This window comes from Roseovarius sp., assembly GCF_030373445.1.
Lineage (GTDB): Bacteria > Pseudomonadota > Alphaproteobacteria > Rhodobacterales > Rhodobacteraceae > Roseovarius.
Genome location: NZ_JAUCYU010000001.1, coordinates 374,809 through 393,314, shown reverse-complemented (window position 1 = coordinate 393,314; position 18,506 = coordinate 374,809). Strand labels below are relative to the sequence as shown.

At 67.5% G+C, this 18,506-nt stretch carries 10 protein-coding genes; 6 read left to right on the top strand and 4 right to left on the bottom strand.

All coding sequences use genetic code 11. The annotated features are described in order from the left end of the window. The first annotated feature begins 441 nt into the window (after positions 1-441). From QUV18_RS01730 to QUV18_RS01720, 3 genes are all read left to right on the top strand, one after another. Positions 442-2,787: an ATP-dependent helicase gene (locus tag QUV18_RS01730; RefSeq protein WP_300891529.1), complete on the top strand. Its 2,346-nt coding sequence runs from the start codon at positions 442-444 to the stop codon at positions 2,785-2,787. Between the two features lie 187 nt (positions 2,788-2,974). Then, entirely contained in the window at positions 2,975-3,856 is an 882-nt protein-coding gene (locus tag QUV18_RS01725; RefSeq protein WP_300891528.1) for a fatty acid desaturase, read from the top strand. 5 nt (positions 3,857-3,861) lie between these two features. After that, the gene (locus tag QUV18_RS01720; protein ID WP_300891527.1) at positions 3,862-4,857 is read left to right on the top strand and encodes a zinc-binding dehydrogenase; all 996 of its coding nucleotides are present in this window, start codon (positions 3,862-3,864) and stop codon (positions 4,855-4,857) included. Between the two features lie 257 nt (positions 4,858-5,114). On the opposite strand, the gene QUV18_RS01715 is transcribed toward QUV18_RS01720, so the two are convergent. Next, positions 5,115-5,366 (bottom strand): Rho termination factor N-terminal domain-containing protein, encoded by a 252-nt coding sequence (locus QUV18_RS01715; protein ID WP_300891526.1) that lies wholly within the window; start codon positions 5,364-5,366, stop codon positions 5,115-5,117. An 88-nt stretch (positions 5,367-5,454) separates the two neighbouring features. Between QUV18_RS01715 and QUV18_RS01710 the strand changes: the two genes are divergently transcribed. Then, on the top strand, positions 5,455-5,805 hold the full coding sequence (locus QUV18_RS01710; RefSeq protein WP_300891525.1) for a hypothetical protein: 351 nt from the start codon (positions 5,455-5,457) through the stop codon (positions 5,803-5,805). 286 nt (positions 5,806-6,091) lie between these two features. On the opposite strand, the gene katG is transcribed toward QUV18_RS01710, so the two are convergent. Beyond that, positions 6,092-8,266 carry a catalase/peroxidase HPI gene (katG, locus tag QUV18_RS01705; protein WP_300891524.1) on the bottom strand — a complete coding sequence of 725 codons (2,175 nt, stop codon included), beginning with the start codon at positions 8,264-8,266 and terminating at the stop codon, positions 6,092-6,094. Positions 8,267-8,500: 234 nt separating this feature from the next. Here katG and QUV18_RS01700 point away from each other — a divergent pair, with 234 nt between their 5' ends. Both QUV18_RS01700 and QUV18_RS01695 read left to right on the top strand, forming a co-directional pair. Further along, positions 8,501-9,442, top strand: coding sequence for a hydrogen peroxide-inducible genes activator (locus tag QUV18_RS01700; RefSeq protein ID WP_300891523.1), 942 nt, complete (start codon positions 8,501-8,503; stop codon positions 9,440-9,442). Positions 9,443-9,646: 204 nt separating this feature from the next. Beyond that, on the top strand, positions 9,647-12,271 hold the full coding sequence (locus QUV18_RS01695) for a Hint domain-containing protein (RefSeq protein ID WP_300891521.1): 2,625 nt from the start codon (positions 9,647-9,649) through the stop codon (positions 12,269-12,271). A gap of 33 nt (positions 12,272-12,304) precedes the next feature. On the opposite strand, the gene QUV18_RS01690 is transcribed toward QUV18_RS01695, so the two are convergent. Both QUV18_RS01690 and QUV18_RS01685 read right to left on the bottom strand, forming a co-directional pair. Then, entirely contained in the window at positions 12,305-16,636 is a 4,332-nt protein-coding gene (locus QUV18_RS01690) for a translocation/assembly module TamB domain-containing protein (RefSeq protein ID WP_300891520.1), read from the bottom strand. Further along, entirely contained in the window at positions 16,636-18,429 is a 1,794-nt protein-coding gene (locus QUV18_RS01685) for an autotransporter assembly complex family protein (protein WP_300891519.1), read from the bottom strand. Before QUV18_RS01685 ends, QUV18_RS01690 begins: the two co-directional genes overlap by 1 nt. Between the last annotated feature and the right edge of the window lie 77 nt (positions 18,430-18,506).

Below are 18,506 nucleotides of genomic sequence, written 5' to 3'. Positions count from 1 at the left end.
TCGCGTCGGTGCGGGGGGCTGTGAGGGCGATGGTTGATGTGGCGTTCCGGGCGCAACATGCGAGATGTTGTGTCGGGCGCAACGGGGGGCGGGCGGGATTTTGGAAAATTCCGGGTCGGAAAATTCGAATTTTCCGGCGCGGGTGGAGAGGTGGGGTGGCGCGGAATTTGCGCAAATTCCGGGGCTGGAAAATGCGCATTTTCCATACCGTTTTCCGCGCGGAAAACGGGAGGTTGGTGGATGCCGGCGGGGTGGCGCATTTGGTGGGCGTAGGATTGGATATTGTTGCCAAGAAGAAGCGGTTGCGGAGTGAGGGTTGGAGAGGTTGGCGTTGGGTTGTTCTATGGGCTAGTGCAGCGACGGGAAAAATCATCGGCGGAGCGGGGAACACTTGGAGAACATCGGCTTTCCCTTGGTGGCAATGCACGCTATTCTGAGGTCATGAGCAGTTTCGACGAGTCCGACGCCTTCGAGGGCGCTTCGCTGGCCGCCCGGGCGATGGCGGCGCGGCCTGCGCCGTACCTGGATGACCTGAACCCTGCCCAGCGGGAAGCGGTGGAGGCGCTGGATGGCCCGGTGCTGATGCTGGCGGGCGCCGGGACGGGGAAGACCAAGGCGCTGACGACACGGCTGGTGCATCTGTTGAACACCGGGCGGGCGCGGCCGAACGAGATATTGTCGGTGACCTTCACCAACAAGGCGGCGCGGGAGATGAAGCTGCGCGTGGGCCGGTTGCTGGGCGAGACGGTGGAGGGGATGCCGTGGCTGGGCACGTTCCACTCGATCTGCGTGAAGCTTTTGCGGCGGCATGCCGAGTTGGTCGACCTGAAGTCGAACTTCACGATTCTCGATACGGATGACCAGCTGCGGCTGCTCAAGCAGCTGGTGCAGGCGGCGGGGATCGATGACAAGCGCTGGCCGGCAAGGCAGCTGGCCGGGGTGATCGACCACTGGAAGAACCGGGCGTGGACGCCGGAGAAGGTGCCGGCCGGGGAGGCTTCGGCCTATGACGGGAAGGGCGTGGCGCTGTACCGGCAGTACCAGGAGCGGCTGCGCGAGCTGAACGCGGTCGATTTCGGCGACCTGCTGTTGCACATGGTGGTGATCTTTCAGGCCCACGAGGATGTGCTGAAGCAGTACCAGCGGTGGTTCCGGTATATTCTCGTGGACGAGTACCAGGATACCAACGTGGCGCAGTACCTGTGGCTGCGGCTGTTGGCGGGGGGCCACAAGAATATCTGCTGCGTCGGCGATGACGACCAGTCGATCTATGGCTGGCGCGGGGCCGAGGTGGGCAACATCCTGCGCTTCGAGAAGGATTTTCCCGGTGCCACCGTGGTGCGGCTGGAGCAGAATTACCGCTCGACGCCGCATATCCTGGCCGCCGCGGGGGGCGTGATTTCCGGCAACAAGGGGCGGCTTGGCAAGGAGCTTTGGACCGAGGTCGACGAGGGTGAGAAGGTTCGGCTGATCGGTCACTGGGATGGTGAGGAAGAGGCGCGCTGGATCGGCGAGGAGATCGAGTCGATGCAGGGCGGGACGCGGGGGATGCGTGGGTTTTCCCTCGATGAGATGGCGATTCTCGTGCGGGCGAGCCACCAGATGCGGGCGTTCGAGGACCGGTTCCTGACGATCGGGTTGCCCTACCGGGTGATCGGGGGGCCGCGGTTCTACGAGCGGATGGAGATCCGCGATGCGATGGCCTATTTCCGGCTGGTGGTTTCCCCGGCGGATGACCTGGCCTTCGAGCGGGTGGTGAACACGCCGAAGCGGGGGCTGGGCGACAAGGCGCAGCAGAAGATCCAGGTGACGGCACGGCAGAATGGCGTGTCGCTGGTGGAGGGCGCGGCGATCCTGCTGGAGGAGAAGGGGATTTCCGGCAAGGGGGCGGCGGAGCTGTCGAAACTGATCGAGGGCTTGCGGCGCTGGGGCCGGATGGCGGGCGACCCGAGCATGAGCCATATCGAGCTGGCCGAGGTCGTGCTGGACGAGAGCGGCTATACCGAGATGTGGCAGAACGACAAGACGCCGGAGGCGCCGGGGCGGCTGGAGAACCTCAAGGAGCTGGTGAAGGCGCTGGAGGGGTTCGAGAACCTGCAGGGGTTCCTGGAGCATGTCAGCCTCATCATGGACAACGAGAGCGAGGAGCAGGGCGAGAAGGTGTCGATCATGACGCTGCACGCCGCCAAGGGTTTGGAGTTTCCGGCCGTGTTCCTGCCGGGCTGGGAGGACGGGCTGTTTCCATCTCAAAGGTCGATGGACGAGAGCGGGTTGAAGGGCGTCGAGGAGGAGCGGCGGCTGGCCTATGTGGGGATCACGCGGGCCGAGGAGTTGTGCACGATTTCCTTTGCCGGGAACCGGCGGGTCTATGGGCAGTGGCAGAGCCAGATGCCGTCGCGGTTCATCGACGAATTGCCGGAGGATCATGTCGACGTACTGACGCCGCCGGGGCTTTATGGCGGGGGCTATGGCGCCGCCGGGCTGGGGGGCAGCGGGATCGAGACGCGGGCGGCGGAGGCGGACGGGTACAACTCGCCCGGCTGGCGAAGGTTGCAGGCGCGGGCCGGGCAGAGGCCGCTGAGCCAGCCGCGGGAATCGAAGGCGAGCGTGATCGATGCGCAGGCGGTGAGCAGCCACACGGTGGGCGAGCGGGTGTTTCACCAGAAGTTCGGATACGGGGCCATCATCGCGATCGAGGGCGACAAGCTGGAGATCGATTTCGAGAAGGCGGGGGTGAAGAAGGTGGTCGCCAAGTTCGTCACCGGGGCGGACGATATTCCGTTTTGAGGGGTGGCGTGTGGTGGGTTGGCACCCACCCTGCCTGCGTTATTTGAGCGCGTGAATAAACTTTTCCTTACAGGAGCGGCGGGGGTTGGGATAACCTGAACCGGGCGCGCGGCGCGGGCGGTTTGATCGCGATCAATGCGGAGGCGGCCCCGGGGACGCAGGATGGCGCGTCAATCGGAGGGTGAGCATGTCGACCGTACGCGAGGAATTCGAGATTGCCCGCAAGCACACGCCGGAGTTCGGCGGGCGGACCTTGTTGCTGGAGGCGGGGATGTTCGCCTTTGCCATTGCCGCCACGTGGCTGACGCTGGCCGGGCATATCCCGATTTGGGCCGGGATGGTGGCGAACACCGTGTTTATCTACGGGATCTACACGGTGGCGCACGAGGCGGTGCATGCCAATATCAGCTCGCGCCGGAAGGGGTTGCGCTGGGTCGATACGGTGGCCGGGACGCTGGCCTGTGCGCCGTTGTGGCTGTTCTATCACCAGCACCGGCGACAGCACATGGCGCATCATGCGCATACGAACGAGGCGAGCGATCCGGATCTTTATGCCAAGGGGTCGTTCCCGGTGTGGATCTTCGTGAAGCTTCCCGCCGCGCTGATCAACTATTTCAACCCGGTGGCGCAGTACCGGGAGTGCAAGCGGTTCGGCTGTACCGAGCGGGAGGTGGTCTATACCTTCGTGACCTTCGCGATCTACAGTGCCGCGCTGATCGGGGCGGTGGTGGCCGGGTACTGGAAAGAGGTGCTGTTGCTGTGGTTCGTGCCGTGGTGGGTGGGGCAGACGGTTATGCTGACCTTCTTCACCTGGACGCCGCATCATGACCATTCGGAGACGGGGCGGTATCGGAACACGCGGGTTTCGCTGTTTCCCGGGGCCAATGTGTTGTTGCAGGGCCAGAATTACCACCTGATCCACCACATGGCGCCGAGCGTGCCGTATTACCGCTACAAGCCGGTCTTCGACGAGATGCGGCCGCTGCTGGAGCGGAACAACGTGCGGATCGAGGGGATCTGGCCCGACCCGGCGAACGAGCATCCGCCGGGCGCGCATCCGGCGGAGTGAATGTCATGAAGGTCAAGGCTGTCGTCATCACCGGCAAGGGCGGGCCGGAGGTCATGAAATTGCAGGACGTGGCGCTGGCGTGGCCCGGGGGGCCGCGGGATGTGCTGGTGGAGCTGAGGGCCGCGGCGCTGAACCCGGCGGATACGTTTTTCCGGCAGCTGGGCGGGTATATCGACGCCGGGCCGTTCGTGCCGGGGCATGACGGGATGGGCGTTGTGGCCGAGGTCGGGCCGGAGGTGACGGAGTTCGCCGTGGGCGACCGGGTGTGTTTCTGCAATGGCGGGATCGGGGGCGTGCCGGGGACCTATGCGGAGGCCGCCGTGGTGCCGGAGTGGCAGTTGGCGAAGGTGCCCGAGGGGGTGGATGACCTGACCGCCGCCGCGCTGCCGCTGGTGGCGATCACCGGGTCGGAAGCGCTTTATGAGCGGGCAAGGCTGGCCGAGGGCGAGCATGTGCTGATCCATGCCGGTGCGGGCGGCACGGGGCACATGGCGGTGCAGCTGGCCGCGCTGCGCGGGGCGAAGGTTGCGGCGACGGTGAGCGGGCCGGAGAAGGCGAAGCTTGTCGAGGGGTTGGGGGCGGAGCTGGCGATCAATTACCGCGAGACGGATTTCGTGGCGGCCGCGCGGGACTGGTCGGGCGGTGTGAACGTGGCGCTGGACAACGTGGGCGAAGAGGTGATGACGCGGACCTACGGGGCGATGGCGCCTTATGGCCGGGTGGTCACGCTGATGGGGGTGGCGCCGGATGATGCGGATGTGGCCGCCTATAACATGAACCTCGATATCCTGAACGTGATGATGCTGACGCCGATGTGGCTGGGGCTGGAGGGGGCCCTGCGGCGGCAGGCGGGGATCGTGCGGGAGGCGCTGGGGCTGGTGGCCGATGGCAGGCTGCGGGTTCAGCATGCCGAGACGTTCGACCTGGACCGGGCCGGGGAGGCGCATGGCTTGCTCGAGAGCGGGCAGGCGGTGGGGAAGGTCACGCTGCGGATCGGGTAGGTGGTGGTGGGTTTGCACCCACCCCACGGGTCGGGCGTGGCGCTTTTGGCGGGCGTCGCGAGTGAGTATTTTTGGAAAGATGAAAGCCGGGGTTGTCGCCCGGGTGTAGAGAGGCCGGGGCGGGTGGTTTCGGGTGGCCCGGTGGTGGGTTTCACCCACCCTACTGGGCGGGCGAAAGATCGAGTATTTCCAGAAAGATAAAACCGGGGGGCGGTGGCGCGGACGCGCCCCGGCCCTGGCCCCGGCGCGGGTGAGGGTCAGCCGCGGAGGGCCTTAATAAGCTCGTCCTTGGTCATGTCGCTGCGGCCCTCGACGCCGATTTCCTGGGCCTTGTCGTAGAGCTCGTCCTTGGTCCAGTCCTCGTAGGGCGGGTTCTTGCCGCCTTTCTTCGAGGGTTTCTGCTTGTCGTTGGCCTGGGCGTTGGCGATGCGGGCGGATTTTTCCTTGGAGTAGCCCTGATCGCGGAGTTCCTGGTACGTGTCTTCGTCCTTGATGCTCGGGTTGGGCATGGGGTGGCTCCTTTGGCGGGGGGTTGAAGGGGTAACGCGAGCGGGCAAAGTTGGTTCCGGTGCGGTTCTGACGGGAAAGGCGGGACGGATGGAGCGGTTGAAAAGCCTCGTTGGCTGTTTTCATGAGGACCTCGAGATACTTGGGGACAGTCTCGAGGAGATTGTATTCGTCGAGGGGACGAGGCTTGCGCAGGCGGGAGAGCTGGAGGCGTTGATCCGGGAGGTCGACGTGGTTCTGGATCGCGGCAGGTGGGCGGAGGTGAGAGGGATATTCGACAGGTTGAGTGCCGTGGACGTGTGCGAGCCGGGGCGGGAGCGGGATTTCCTAGAGCGGGTCCGCTTCATCCTGGTCCAGGCCAGGGACGGGGACCACGAGGATTTCGAGGCCCTGGCCGGAGAGGCCGGGTGGACGGCAAAAGACCTTCGGATGGTGGTGTGACCGCCGGGCGGGTATGCGTATCGTCGGTGTGAGGAGGTGGGTTCGCACCCACCCTACGGGAATGGCTGCCGCGATGGTGGCGGTGGTGTACGAGGTGGGTTCGCACCCACCCCACGGGGTGTGGCTGCCCGCCCCGGGCTTGACCCGGGGCCTCTGGTGGCGCGAGGTCCCGGCGCGGGGGCCGGGACGGATGGGTCTCAGGTATCCCAAGATTGCATCGGGCAAACGAAAAACGCGGCCGGGGTTCCCCGGCCGCGCCTGTTGTTTCTGACGATCCGGTGACGGATCAGGCGATGTCGAAGCGGTCGGCGTCCATCACCTTGACCCAGGCGGCGATGAAGTCGCGCACGAACTTCTCGTCGTTGTCGTCCTGGGCGTAGACCTCGGCGTAGGAGCGCAGGATCGAGTTCGAGCCGAAGACGAGGTCGACGCGGGTCGCCGTCCAGAGCAGGTCGTCGGTGTGGCGGTTGCGGATCTCGTATGGGCCACCCTCGACGACAACCCACTTGTTGCCCATGTCGGTCAGGTTGACGAAGAAATCCGTGGTCAGCGCGCCTTCGCGGTCGGTGAAGACGCCGTGCTTGCTGCCGCCGTGGTTGGTGCCCATGACCCGCATGCCGCCGAGAAGGACGGTCATTTCCGGCGCGGTGAGGCCGAGAAGCTGCGAGCGGTCGAGCAGCAGTTCCTCGGGGCTGACCGAGTAGTCGGCCTTCAGCCAGTTGCGGAAGCCGTCGGCCAGCGGTTCGAGCGCGTCGAAGCTGTCGGCATCGGTCATCTCGGCGGTGGCGTCGCCGCGGCCCGGAGAGAAGGGCACGGAGACGGTGTAGCCCGCCGCCTTGGCCGCCTGTTCGACACCCACGTTACCGGCCAGCACGATCACGTCGGCGAGCGAGGCGCCGAATTCGTCCGCGATCGGCTGCAGGGTCGAGAGGACGCGGGCGAGGCGCTCTGGCTCGTTGCCTTCCCAGTCTTTCTGGGGGGCGAGCCGGATGCGCGCGCCGTTGGCGCCGCCGCGCTTGTCGGAACCGCGATAGGTGCGGGCGCTGTCCCATGCCGTCGAAACCATGTCGGAGAGCGACAGGCCGCTTTCGGCGATCTTCGCCTTGACGTGGCCGATGTCGTAGTTGACCGGGCCGGCCGGGATCGGATCCTGCCAGATCAGGTCTTCTGCCGGCACGTCGGGGCCGATGTAGCAGGCCTTGGGGCCCATGTCGCGGTGGGTCAGCTTGAACCATGCCCGGGCGAAGGTGTCGCGGAAGTATTCCGGATCGGACATGAACTTTTCGCAGATGGCGCGATAGGTCGGGTCCATCTTCATGGCCATGTCGGCATCGGTCATGATCGGGTTGCGGCGGACCGAGGGGTCGGTCGGGTCGACCGGCTTGTCCTCTTCGGCGATCTCGACCGGTTCCCACTGGTTGGCGCCGGCGGGCGACTTCTTGAGCTCCCACTCGTGGTTGAAGAGCATCTTGAGGTAGCCATCGTCGAACACGGTCGGGTTGGTCGTCCAGGCGCCCTCGATGCCCGAGGTGATGGCCTTGTTGGCCGAGCCGCCGAGCGCGGGGTTGAGCCAGCCGAAGCCCTGGGCCTCGACATCGGCGCCTTCGGGTTCGGCGCCCAGCGTGGCCGCGTCGCCCGCGCCGTGGCACTTGCCAACGGTGTGGCCGCCGACGGTGAGCGCGGCGGTTTCCTCGTCATCCATGGCCATCCGGGCGAAGGTTTCGCGGACCTGGGCCGCCGTCTTGAGCGGGTCGGGCTGGCCGTTGACGCCTTCGGGGTTCACGTAGATCAGGCCCATCTGCACGGCGGCAAGCGGGTTCTGCATGGTGTCGGGCTTGCCGACATCGTCGTAACGCTCGTCGGAGGGGGCGAGCCATTCCTTCTCGGCGCCCCAGTAGGTGTCTTTCTCGGGGTGCCAGATGTCCTCGCGGCCGAAGGCGAAGCCGAAGGTCTTCAGGCCCATGGTTTCATAGGCCATGGTGCCGGCGAGGATGATCAGGTCGGCCCAGGAGACCTTGTTGCCGTATTTCTTCTTGACCGGCCACAGCAGGCGGCGGGCCTTGTCGAGGTTGCCGTTGTCGGGCCAGGAGTTCAGGGGGGCGAAGCGCAGGTTGCCGGCGCCGCCGCCGCCGCGGCCGTCGGCGAGACGGTAGGACCCGGCCGAGTGCCAGGCCATGCGGATCATCAGCCCGCCGTAATGGCCGTAGTCGGCCGGCCACCATTCCTGGCTGTCGGTCATCAGGTCGGCCACGTCCTTGCGCAGGGCACGCACGTCGAGCTTCTTGAGCTCGTCGCGGTAGTTGAAGTCCTTGCCCATCGGGTTGGTCTTGGTGTCGTGCTGGTGCAGGATGTCGAAGTTGAGGGAACTGGGCCACCAATCCGTGACGCTGACGCCCGTATGGGTCATCCCGCCGTGCATGACCGGGCACTTGCCGGTCGATTTCATGTCATTTCCATCCATAGCTCTCTCCATTGGTGGCTTTGTCGCGTGGGACCGGGGCAAGGCCCCGGCCCGGGAAAATCTGGCCTGTCGGGATCGGGAGATAACAGGGGATTCGTGTCAGAATGCTGACAGCCGGCAGGGTTTTGCCGGGGCTCTGTTATCGGTCCTCCCCTCCAGATTCTGGAATGGTTCTAACAAATCCGTTCGATTGATTTAAGTTGAATTTTCGGATTATGGCGATAATTTTTTATTATGGCGAACATCACCCTGAGACAGTTGAAATATTTCGAGGCGCTGGCGCGGCACGGGCATTTCGGGCGGGCGGCGGAGGCCTGCGCGGTGTCGCAGCCGGCATTGTCGGTGCAGATTCGCGATCTCGAGGAGGATATCGGCGCGCAGCTGTTCGAGCGGGGGGCGCGACAGGTGCGGCTGACGGGGCTGGGGGAGCGGTTCGCGGACCGGGTGCAGGATATCCTGCGGTCGGTGGACGAGCTGGAGGACCTGGCGCGGGCGAGCGAGGACAAGCTGATCGGGCGGCTGCGGATCGGGGTGATTCCCACGATCGCGCCCTACCTGCTGCCGCGGGTGATAAGGGCGTTGTCGGAGACGCATCGGGGGATCGACATCCACGTGCGCGAGACGCTGACCGAGCGGCTGATCAGGGAGTTGCTGGACGGGCGGCTGGACACCGCCATCGTGGCGCTGCCGATTTCCGAGCCGGGGCTGGCGGAGGTGGCGCTGTTCGACGAGGCGTTCATGCTGGTGCGGCCCGGTGCCGAGGCGGGGCAGCCGGTGCCGAGGGCCGAGGACCTGGCGCGTATGCGGCTTCTGCTGCTGGAGGAGGGGCATTGTTTCCGCGACCAGGCGCTGTCGTTCTGCAATATCCGGCCGGCGGTGCCGGGAGACGGGCTGGACGGGTCGTCGCTGTCGACGCTGGTGCAGATGGTGGGCTCGGGCATCGGGGTGACGCTGATCCCCGAGATGGCGGTGCCGGTGGAGACACGCTCGGCCGACGTGTCGGTGGCGCGGTTCGGCAAGCCGGAGCCGTCGCGGACGGTGGGGATGATCTGGCGGCGGTCGAGCCCGCTGGCGCCGCAATTGCAGCGGATCGCCGAGGTGGTTGGCCGGGCCGGGGAGGAGCAGAAAAAGGCACAGGCGGCGGCGGACCATAGTTTCTCCCAGATTGATCCATAATCTACCCCAAATTCGTCTCTAGTTCCGATGATGGAGAGAACCGGCCGGACCGCGGCGCCGGGGCCATGCCCCGTTGTCGTTTGAACGCCGCCGGACCGAGGCAGGAGCGAGCAGCCCCGAGCCTTTGAAACAGGCGGGTTTTGCCCGTCGGCCCGATGCCGGGACACCGGCGCCGGGGTGGTACAGACGTATTCGAGGACCGCCATGACCGTCTACGTGGTCACGACAGAGAATTGGGACAGCGCCGCTTTCTGGTCGGGGATCAGCGAAGGCGCGGCCGGGCACGGGCTGGATTTCTCGGCGTTGCCGCCGGGGTATTCGGTGGATGTCGACGCCGCGACCGGCGTGATCACCATCAGCGACGGGTCTGACAGCTTCACGGTCGGCGAGGCCGGGGTGACCGGGACGGATGCCAATCTCGGCGGCGGCACGCAGCTCGATTACTTCATGGTGGCCTATGGCGGGGGTGGCGGCGACGTGCTGGACGGCACCGCGCGGGGCGACGTGATGGATGGCGAGGACGGCGCCGACACGATCGACGGCGGCATCGGCAATGACACGATCGACGGCGGCGGCGGCGGCGGCGACAGCCTGATCGGCGGCGAGGGCGACGACCGGATCACCGGCGGGGTCAGTGCCGAGGATACCGAGTTGTTCCTCGACTGGAGCGCGGCCGGCAGTGACGGCCAGAGCATCGGCAGCGGCTTCACGCAGGATACCGGCGGCATCGACGTGACCGTCACCTATACCGACGAGGGCAACGGCCAGAGCGCCAATGTCGAGACGACGACCGGCCAGTACGTGGGCACGGGCGAGCCGTTCGACGGCAATTCCTCGGTCGAACTGCGCGGGGGTGGCACGGCGGGGGATACCGCGACGCTGCGGATGGATTTCTCGGCGGTCGAGGGGTCGGGCTTCGAGGACGAGGTCACCGATGTCAGCTTCCGGATCAACGATGTCGACCAGTCGGGCAGCAGCGGCGGCTGGGAGGACGGGATCACCGTTCGGGCCTATGACGAGGAGGGCAACGAGCTTGACGTGACGGTCACCTACCAGGGCGTGACCGAGACGGGCACGTCGCCATTCGTCGATGGCGAGGGGTCGCAGAGCTCGACCGGGGCCAACGGTTCGCTGCTGGTCGAGATCGAGGGGCCGGTGGCCTATGTCGAGGTGGATTACGACCAGCTTGGCGGCAGCGGGCAGGTGATCTGGGTCACCGACGTGCATTTCACCGCGCAGGGCCGGAGCGATGGCGACGACACGATCGAGGGCGGCGAGGGGAACGATTACCTTGTCGGCAACCTCGGTTCGGACGAGATCCACGGCGGGGCGGGGAACGACACGATCCTTGGCGGGGACGATACGCTGACCACCGGTTCGGCGCCGATCGATATCGTCAACAGCAGTTTCGAGCAGACGAGCCACGGCGATGGCGGCTGGTCGGAGGGCACGCCCGGCTGGGAGACGAGCGGCACGGAGGTGGGCGATTTCAACCCGACCTCGGGGCAGATCGACGAAAGCGATATCGACGGCAGCAACGTCGCCTTCCTGTATGCCAACGGCGACACGCTGAGCCAGACGCTGACGCAGGAGTATACCGACGGCGAGACCTACGAGTTCGAGGTCGATCTCGGTGACGCGACCTATGCCGGGTCGGTGAGCTACACGGTCAACATCTATGCCGGCGACACGCTGATCGGGACGCAGAGCGGGACGACCGGGGATATCGACGGGCTGCAGACCGTGACGGTCAGCAGCGAGGGGTATTCCGACCCGAGCCTGAACGGCGAGCCGATCACCATCGAGATCGTCAATACCGGGGGCACCGACCTTCTGGTCGATAACGTGAGCGGCACGGTGACGGGGATCGCCGGCGGCCCGGATACCGACACGGGCGGCGATATCCTTGACGGGGGCGACGGGGCGGACCTTGTCCTTGGCGGGGCCGGGAACGACACGATCACCGTCGACCAGGGCGACACGGTGGAGGGCGGCGACGGCGACGACCGGTTCGAGCTGGCCGACCTTGATACCACGGGCACGGGCAACGATTCGATTTCCATCACCGGCGGCGAGGGGGACGAGACGGGCGGCGACACGCTGGTTCTGACGCCGGACGTGACCTATGACGACATCACCTTCACCAACACCGATGACAACGCGGCCGGGCTGTCGGGCAACTTCACGATGGCCGACGGGACGTTCGTGGAGTTCTCGGAGATCGAGAACATCATCTGTTTCACGCCGGGCACGATGATCCTGACGGAGGTCGGCGAGCGGCCGATCGAGAGCCTGAAGATCGGCGACCGGGTGGTGACGCGGGACAGCGGCTTGCGGCCGATCCGGTGGATCGGCCGGCGCACGGTGCCGGGGCGGGGCCGGTTCGCCCCGGTGATGGTGGCGCCGAACGTGATGGACGGCTCGCGCACCGGGCTGCTGGTGTCGCCGCAGCACCGGATCCTGTTCGCGGGCTACCAGGCGCAGCTGCTGTTCGGGCAGGACGAGGTGCTGGTGGCGGCCAAGCATCTTGTCGACGATGCCGACGTGAAGGTCAGGGAGATGCCGGAGGTGACCTATATCCACGTGATGTTCGACCATCACGAGGTGATCTATGCCGAGGGCATCGCCACGGAGAGTTTCCATGCCGGGGACGTGGGCCTGAGCGCGATCTGCGAGGAGGCGCGGGAGGAGCTGTTCGGGCTGTTCCCGGAGCTACGGAGCGCACCGCGGCACATGGGCGATACGGCGCGGCATTGCCTGAAGCGCTACGAGGCGCGGCTTCTGCGGGATTACGACACGATGCAGCGGAAGCGGGTCGGGGTTGCCTGATCCGGGTTCGGCCGGGGGGCGGGGCGGCGCGCCTCAGTAATCCTTTTCGTAGAAGATGCCGAGGCCGGTGTCGCCGTCGCTGCTGGCGCTGCCTTTCACCGTGACCGAGGAGCTGAGATCAAGGTTCAGGTTGATCTCGTTGTTGCCGTCGCTGTCGGCGGTGAATTCGGAATAGATGTTCTCGGACAGGTAGGCGCCCGCGCTGAACTGGGTGGCGCCGGACTCGGATGTGGTGACGTCGAAATCGCTGAGCCCCAGTGCGCCGCGGAGCCGCCCCGTCAGGCCGCCCGAGCCCCGCCCCGAGAGGGTGGCGACGGCGCTGACGAGCTGGGCCGCCTGGAAGGCCGACATGGAGGTGAAGCTGCGCCCGAAGAGGAGTTGGGCGAGGATCTCCTCCTGCGGGAGGTCGGGGGAGGAGGTGAAGGTGATGTTGGGGTCGCTGGCGAGGCCTTCGAGGATGATGTCGATGGTCAGCTCGTCGGTTTCGGTGCGGGCGACGAATCGCAGGTAGGGGTCGAGCGCGCCGCGCAGGTCGATGAGCCCCTCGGTCAGGTCGAGGCGCTTGGTGAGGATGTCCATCCGGCCGCGGATCAGCTCGAACGTGCCGCTGGCGTTGACGTCGGCGGTGGTGCCGCCAAGGCGGATGGCGCCGCCCAGTTCGGCGTCGAGACCGCGGCCGCGCACGAAGACCTGGTTGGGGGCGTTGATCACGAGGTCGATGGGGAAGGCCGCGGCGGGGCCGCCGCGCTTGCCGGTCTCGATCATGCCGGCGCGCTGGCGGGTGCGGCGGACGGCGGCGGGTTCGTTGACGTGGCGCAGGTTGGGGATGGTGCCGGGGGCGGAGCTTCCGCCGGAGGGCACCTGGATCTCGGTGCGGCCCAGCATGATCGCGCCGCCGATGCGGGCGCCGCCGGTGAGCGGCCCGGTGACGGTGACGCGGCCGTTGACGATGGTCTCGAACAGCGAGGGGTCGATCACGCGGAGGGCGTTGAGGCGGGCCTCGAGCGAGGCGTTGTAGGGCGCGGAGAGGGTGATCGGGCCGGTGATGCGGAAATTGCCCCCCGTCCCGGTGTTGCCGGTGATGTCGGCATTGGCCTGTCCGCCGGAGAGGTTGACGGTACCAGTGAGCCCCTCGATGGCGGTGGCGATGCCGGGGATCGAAACGCGGGCGTTGTTGATCGAGGCCTGGCCGGAGAGGGCGGAGAGGCCGGGCTTGCCATCGACGCGGAGGTCGAAGCGGGCGGGCCCCTCGATCGAGCGTGGCTGGATGAAGCTGTTGGCCAGCGCGAGGGGCGCATTGCCGTTGATGGCGAGCGCGACGGTCTGGCCGAGGTCGTTGATGCGCCCGGAGATGCGGGCGCCGACGCCGCCGGGCCCGTCGAAGTTGAGGTTGACGTCGAGGTCTTCGCCGCGGCTGTCGAGGATGGTGACGCGCCCGTTCAGCGTGGCGGGCCCGTTGATGCCGGGGGCGAGCAGGCCGAGATCGGCGAGGTTGGCGGAGATGGTGATGGGCTCGCCCGGGGCCGCGCTGGAGGCCGAGGCGGAGAGGCGCGCGGCGGCGAGTTCGAGGGTTTCGACGAAGGGGGTGCTGTCGCCGTAGGCGAGCTTGGTGTCGAGGGTGATGTCGGAGCCGAAGATGCGGTCGACCTGGGCGATGCCGGAGCGGAAGCCGGTGGCGTCGAGCGAGACCTCGGCGTCGACGCTACGGCCGTTGATCTTGCCCGTGCCGGCGAGGTCGAGGTCGATGGTGCCCGCGAGCGGCCGCCCGGCGAGGCCCGCGAGGCGGGAGAGGTCGGCGGCGTCGAGGGAGAGCTGGCCGTTGACGGGGAGGTCGGGATCGCCGGTGCCGATGGTGCCCTCGGTGTTCAGGCTGGCGTCGAGCGCGTCGAGGGACAGGCGGGAGACGGTGACCTGCCCGTCCTCGGCCCGCCACGTGAGGGCGGTGTCGATATCGGCGGGGCCGGAGAGCGTTGGCTCGACCCGGCCGAGGTTGTCGAGCCGGGCCTTGAGGGCGAGGGCGACGGTTTCCGAGGTCAGCCGGGCGTCGGCCTCGGCGGTGACGGCGTCGCTGTCGATCATCAGCCGTTCGATGGCGGTGCCCTCGTCGGTGCGGCTGGTCTCGATCTCGATACGGGCATTGCCGCGGAGGATCGGGTCGAGTCGCTCGATGCCGGTTTGCAGGTTCTGCGAGGTGGCGGCGAGGTCGATTTCGAAGCTGTCGCCGAGGAGGTTCTCGATCTGGGCGACGATGGAATCGATGCCGTCGGGCAGGGTTTCGGGTTCGTCCGTCTCTTCGGATTTGCGGATCGTGCCGTTGCCGGTGACGTCGAGGTCGATGGCACCGTCGAGCGGGCGGTCGGCCAAGCCGGCGAGGCGCGAGAGGTCGGCGGCCTGGAGGTTGAGGCGGCCGTTGAAGGGCAGGGTACGGGCCTGCGTGTTGAGCGAGCCTTCGGCGGTGAGGGTGGTGTCGACCGCTTCGACGAGGAGGCGGTCGATCGTGACCTGACCGTCGGCCTGCCAGCCCAGGGCGGTGTCGATGGTGGCCGGGCCGGCGATGCGGGGCTCGACGAGCGAGAGGTCCTCGAGCCGGCCCTGGAGGGTGAGCGCGCCGCTTTCGGCGTTCAGCCGGGCCTCGGCGGTGGCGTCGACGGAGGCGTTGTCGATGACGAGTCGGTCGATGAAGGTGCCGTCCTCGGTGCGGCGGGCGTCGATTTCCAGCGTGCTGCGGCCGGTGAGCAGGGGATCGAGCCGGTCGGTGCCGGTTTCGAGATCCTGCGTGGCGGCCTCGATCTCGACGTCGAAGGCGCCGCCGAGGAGGTTGCCCTCGCCCAGCACGGTGAGGTTGGCGGAGCCGGCAAGGTCGCGCCGGGCGACACCGGCGAAGCGGCGCAGGTCGTCGCTTTTCAGGGTGGCGCGGCCGGAGACGGGGAAGCCGTCGGCCAGCCCGTCGAGGGTGCCCTGCGCGGTGAGGGTGGCGTCGCCGCTGGCCACTTCGAGGGTTTCGATCTGGGTCGGGCGCTCGGGCTGGTAGGTGAGGCGGAGCTTGCCGTTCGGCGCGCCGCCGATGGCGCGGGCAAGCGCCTCGTCGCGGTGGGTGACGCCCTGGGTGCTGAAGGTAAGGTCGGCGAGGAAGCTTTCGTTGTCGCCGCGGGTGATGGTGCCGGTGCCCTCGACCCGGGCGCCGTCGATCTCGAGCCCGTCGCGGGTGAGGCCGTCGACCGAGATGTTCGCGTTCCAGGCGTCGCCCTCGGCGGCGTTGTAGCGCGCGGTGATGCGGCCGGCCTCGATCGAGGTGATCGGCTCGGAGACGGGCAGGCGCAGGCGGCCCTCGCCGCCGACGCGGCCGTCGAGGTTGAATTCGCTCGGCCAGCCGTCGGCATCGAGGGCGAGGTCGCCGGTCAGCTCGATCCCGCCCGCTTCTAGGGCGAGCGTATCGAGGGTGAGGCGGCCGTCGGCATAGGTCTGGCCCGAGACGCGCAGCGCGGCGTTTTCGCCGAAGAACGGGTGCAGGTCGGGGGTGAAGAGCTGGCGGAGGTCGCCGGAGAGGTCGGTTGAGAAGGCGTAACCCGCGTCCTCGTTGTCGGCGTCGAGGGCGGCGATGCTGATGGCGCCGCCGAAGCGGCGTGTGCCGTCGGAGGAGAGTGCCACCTGCGCCTGGAAGTCGGAGAGCGGTGCCTCGCCCTGGACCTGGAGGCGCATGGCGGGTTCGCCGGGGATGTTGAGGGCCTTGGAGACCATGCCGCCCTCGGCCTCGTCGAAGTCGAGATCGATGGCGAGCACGCGGGATTCATTGTCGAAGGCGGCGTCGAGGGTGATCTGGTCGGGCCGGTCGGTGCGTTCGATGGCAAGCTGCGCCTCGCCCGCGCCGCCGGCGAGCTGCACGGTGGCCTCGACCGTCATGGTGGCGGCTTCGCCGAGGATCGAGGGGCCGAGGCGGACCTCGTCGGCGCGGAGATCGTCGATGGAGACCGAGACGGGCAGTTCGGGCAGGGCGAAGGCCGTGGCCTCGGCATCGTCGGGGGTGACCTGTTCGCCGCCCTCGGGGAGGCGGGCGATGTCGATGACGGCGGCGGAGAGCTCTGTCACGTCGACCTCGCCGCGCAGGAGGGCGGCACGGGACCAGACGAGCGTGGCGTCCTCCATGGTCAGCCAGATGCCCTCGTCGTCGGAAATGGTCATCCGTTCCAGCGTGGCGTTCGAGGAGAGCGCACCGCGGAAACCGGTGATGGTGACCGCGCGGCCGGCGCCGGAGAGCGCGTCCTCGATCCAGCCTTCGAGATAGGTCTTGTCGGCCTCGTTCTCTTCCTGCGCGGCGGCGGGCAGGGCGGTGAGGGTGACGAGCGCGATGAGGCGGAGAAGACGCATCAGAATGCCTGTCCTATCCCGATATAGAGTTCGATGTCGTCGCCCGCGTCGCTGCCGAGCGGGGTGGCGATGTCGACGCGGATGGGGCCGAGGCCGGTATCGTAGCGCACGCCGAAGCCGGCGCCGTAATGGGTCGAGCCGTCGTCCCACCAGCTGTCGGCGCCGACGAAGCCCGCATCGGCGAAGCCCACGACGGACCACTTGTCCTTGACGCGGGCGCGCAGTTCGGCGGAGAGCGCCGCGAAGGAGCGGCCCCCGATGCGCAGGCCGGGGCCGAGGTTGACCGCGAGCGACTTGTAGGACTGGCCGCGCACGGTGCCCGCGCCGCCCGAGTAGAACAGCATGTCGGGCGGCACCTCGCCGATGGCGGCGCCGCTGACCGAGCCGAGCTGGGCGCGGGTGGCGAAGGTGAGGCCGTCGCTCTTGCCGAAGGTCAGGTAGTTGCGGGCGTCGAGATACATGCGCGCGCCGAGGCTGTCATTGTCGAGGCCGATGAAGGGGGTCAGTTCGAGGTTGGCGTAGACACCCTTCTTGGCGTTCAGCTCTTCGTCGCGGGTGTCGTATTCGAGGCTGGCGGGGAGCAGGAAATGCTCGAGCGTGCGGGAGCCGAGATCGTCGTTGATGTCGGTGAACTGGTAGGCGATGCCGATTTCGCCGGTCAGCTCGTCCGAGAAGCGGTGGAGGAAGCCGCCGCCGACGCGGATGCTGCGTTCGCGGAAGTCGGGCTCGTCCAGCTCCTGTGCGCGGGCGGCGAGGAAGAAATCGGTGTCGGGGTTGAAGGTGGCGGGGCGCTCGAAGCGGGTGGAGAAGATGTAATCCATCCCGCCGGAATCGCCGCCGATGCCGCTGACCTCACCCTCGATCCGGAGGCGTTCGGCGCCGCCGAACAGGTTGCGGTGCAGCCAGAAGCTGGAGAGGGTGAGCCCTTCGAGCGAGGAAATCTCGGCGCCGAAGCCGAAGCGGCGCGGCTTGGCGTCGGCCAGCGTGGCATGGATGTCGAGCGTGTTGCCGGGGCCGATGGTCTCGGCATCCTCCAGCACGACGGAGGAGAAGGCGCCGGTGCGGCGGAGCCGCTGGCTGGCCTGGCGGACCTCTTCGGGGGAGTAGACCTTGCCCGTGGGAAGGCCGGCGATGGCGCGGATGCGTTCGGGGCGGACGGCACCGCGGCGGGTCACGACGAGGTTGCCGAAGGTGAGGCGGGGGCCGGGGGCGATGGTGACCTCGGCCGAGAGGCGGGCGCCGCGGTGGTTGGCGGTGATGCGCTGGTCGGCGATGGCGACCTTGGCATGGCCACGGTTGCGCCACGTGTCGCCGGCGATGTCGATCGATTCGCCGATGACGGCGGAATAGGCCGGGGCGCCGGGGCGGAAGCCCTCGGGCAGCTCGGTTTCCGGGGCGAGGGGGGCGATGCGGGTGGTGGAGAAGCGGAAGAGCGGGCCGGGCTGGACCTGGATGACGATCTGGCGCACCTGGCGCGGCGTGGCGAGGGGCGAGATGTCGGCCACCTCGCGCCCGTCGACCTTGACGCTGACCACGCCGCCATAGCGCCCGACCTCGTAGAGGGCGCCGAGCATGCGGGCATAATCGGCGCGGGCGGCGGCCATGAGATCCTGGGCGGTGACGTCCTCTTCCCCGGCGGTCTGGACGCTGAGGGAGGCATCGCGCAGCTGGCCATTGAGGCCCTGCGCATCGGCGGGAAGCTGGATGAAGACCTCGGCCGCGGCGGCGAGGCGGGCCACGCCGAGAAGTGCCAGGAAAAGAAAGCAGCGTGCAATCTGTCGGGTCGAACGCAAGGGTGAAACTCCACTGTCGCTTTCAATATATCGCAAGTTCCGCCGGGATCGACCACACAATGCGGTTGACGACCACA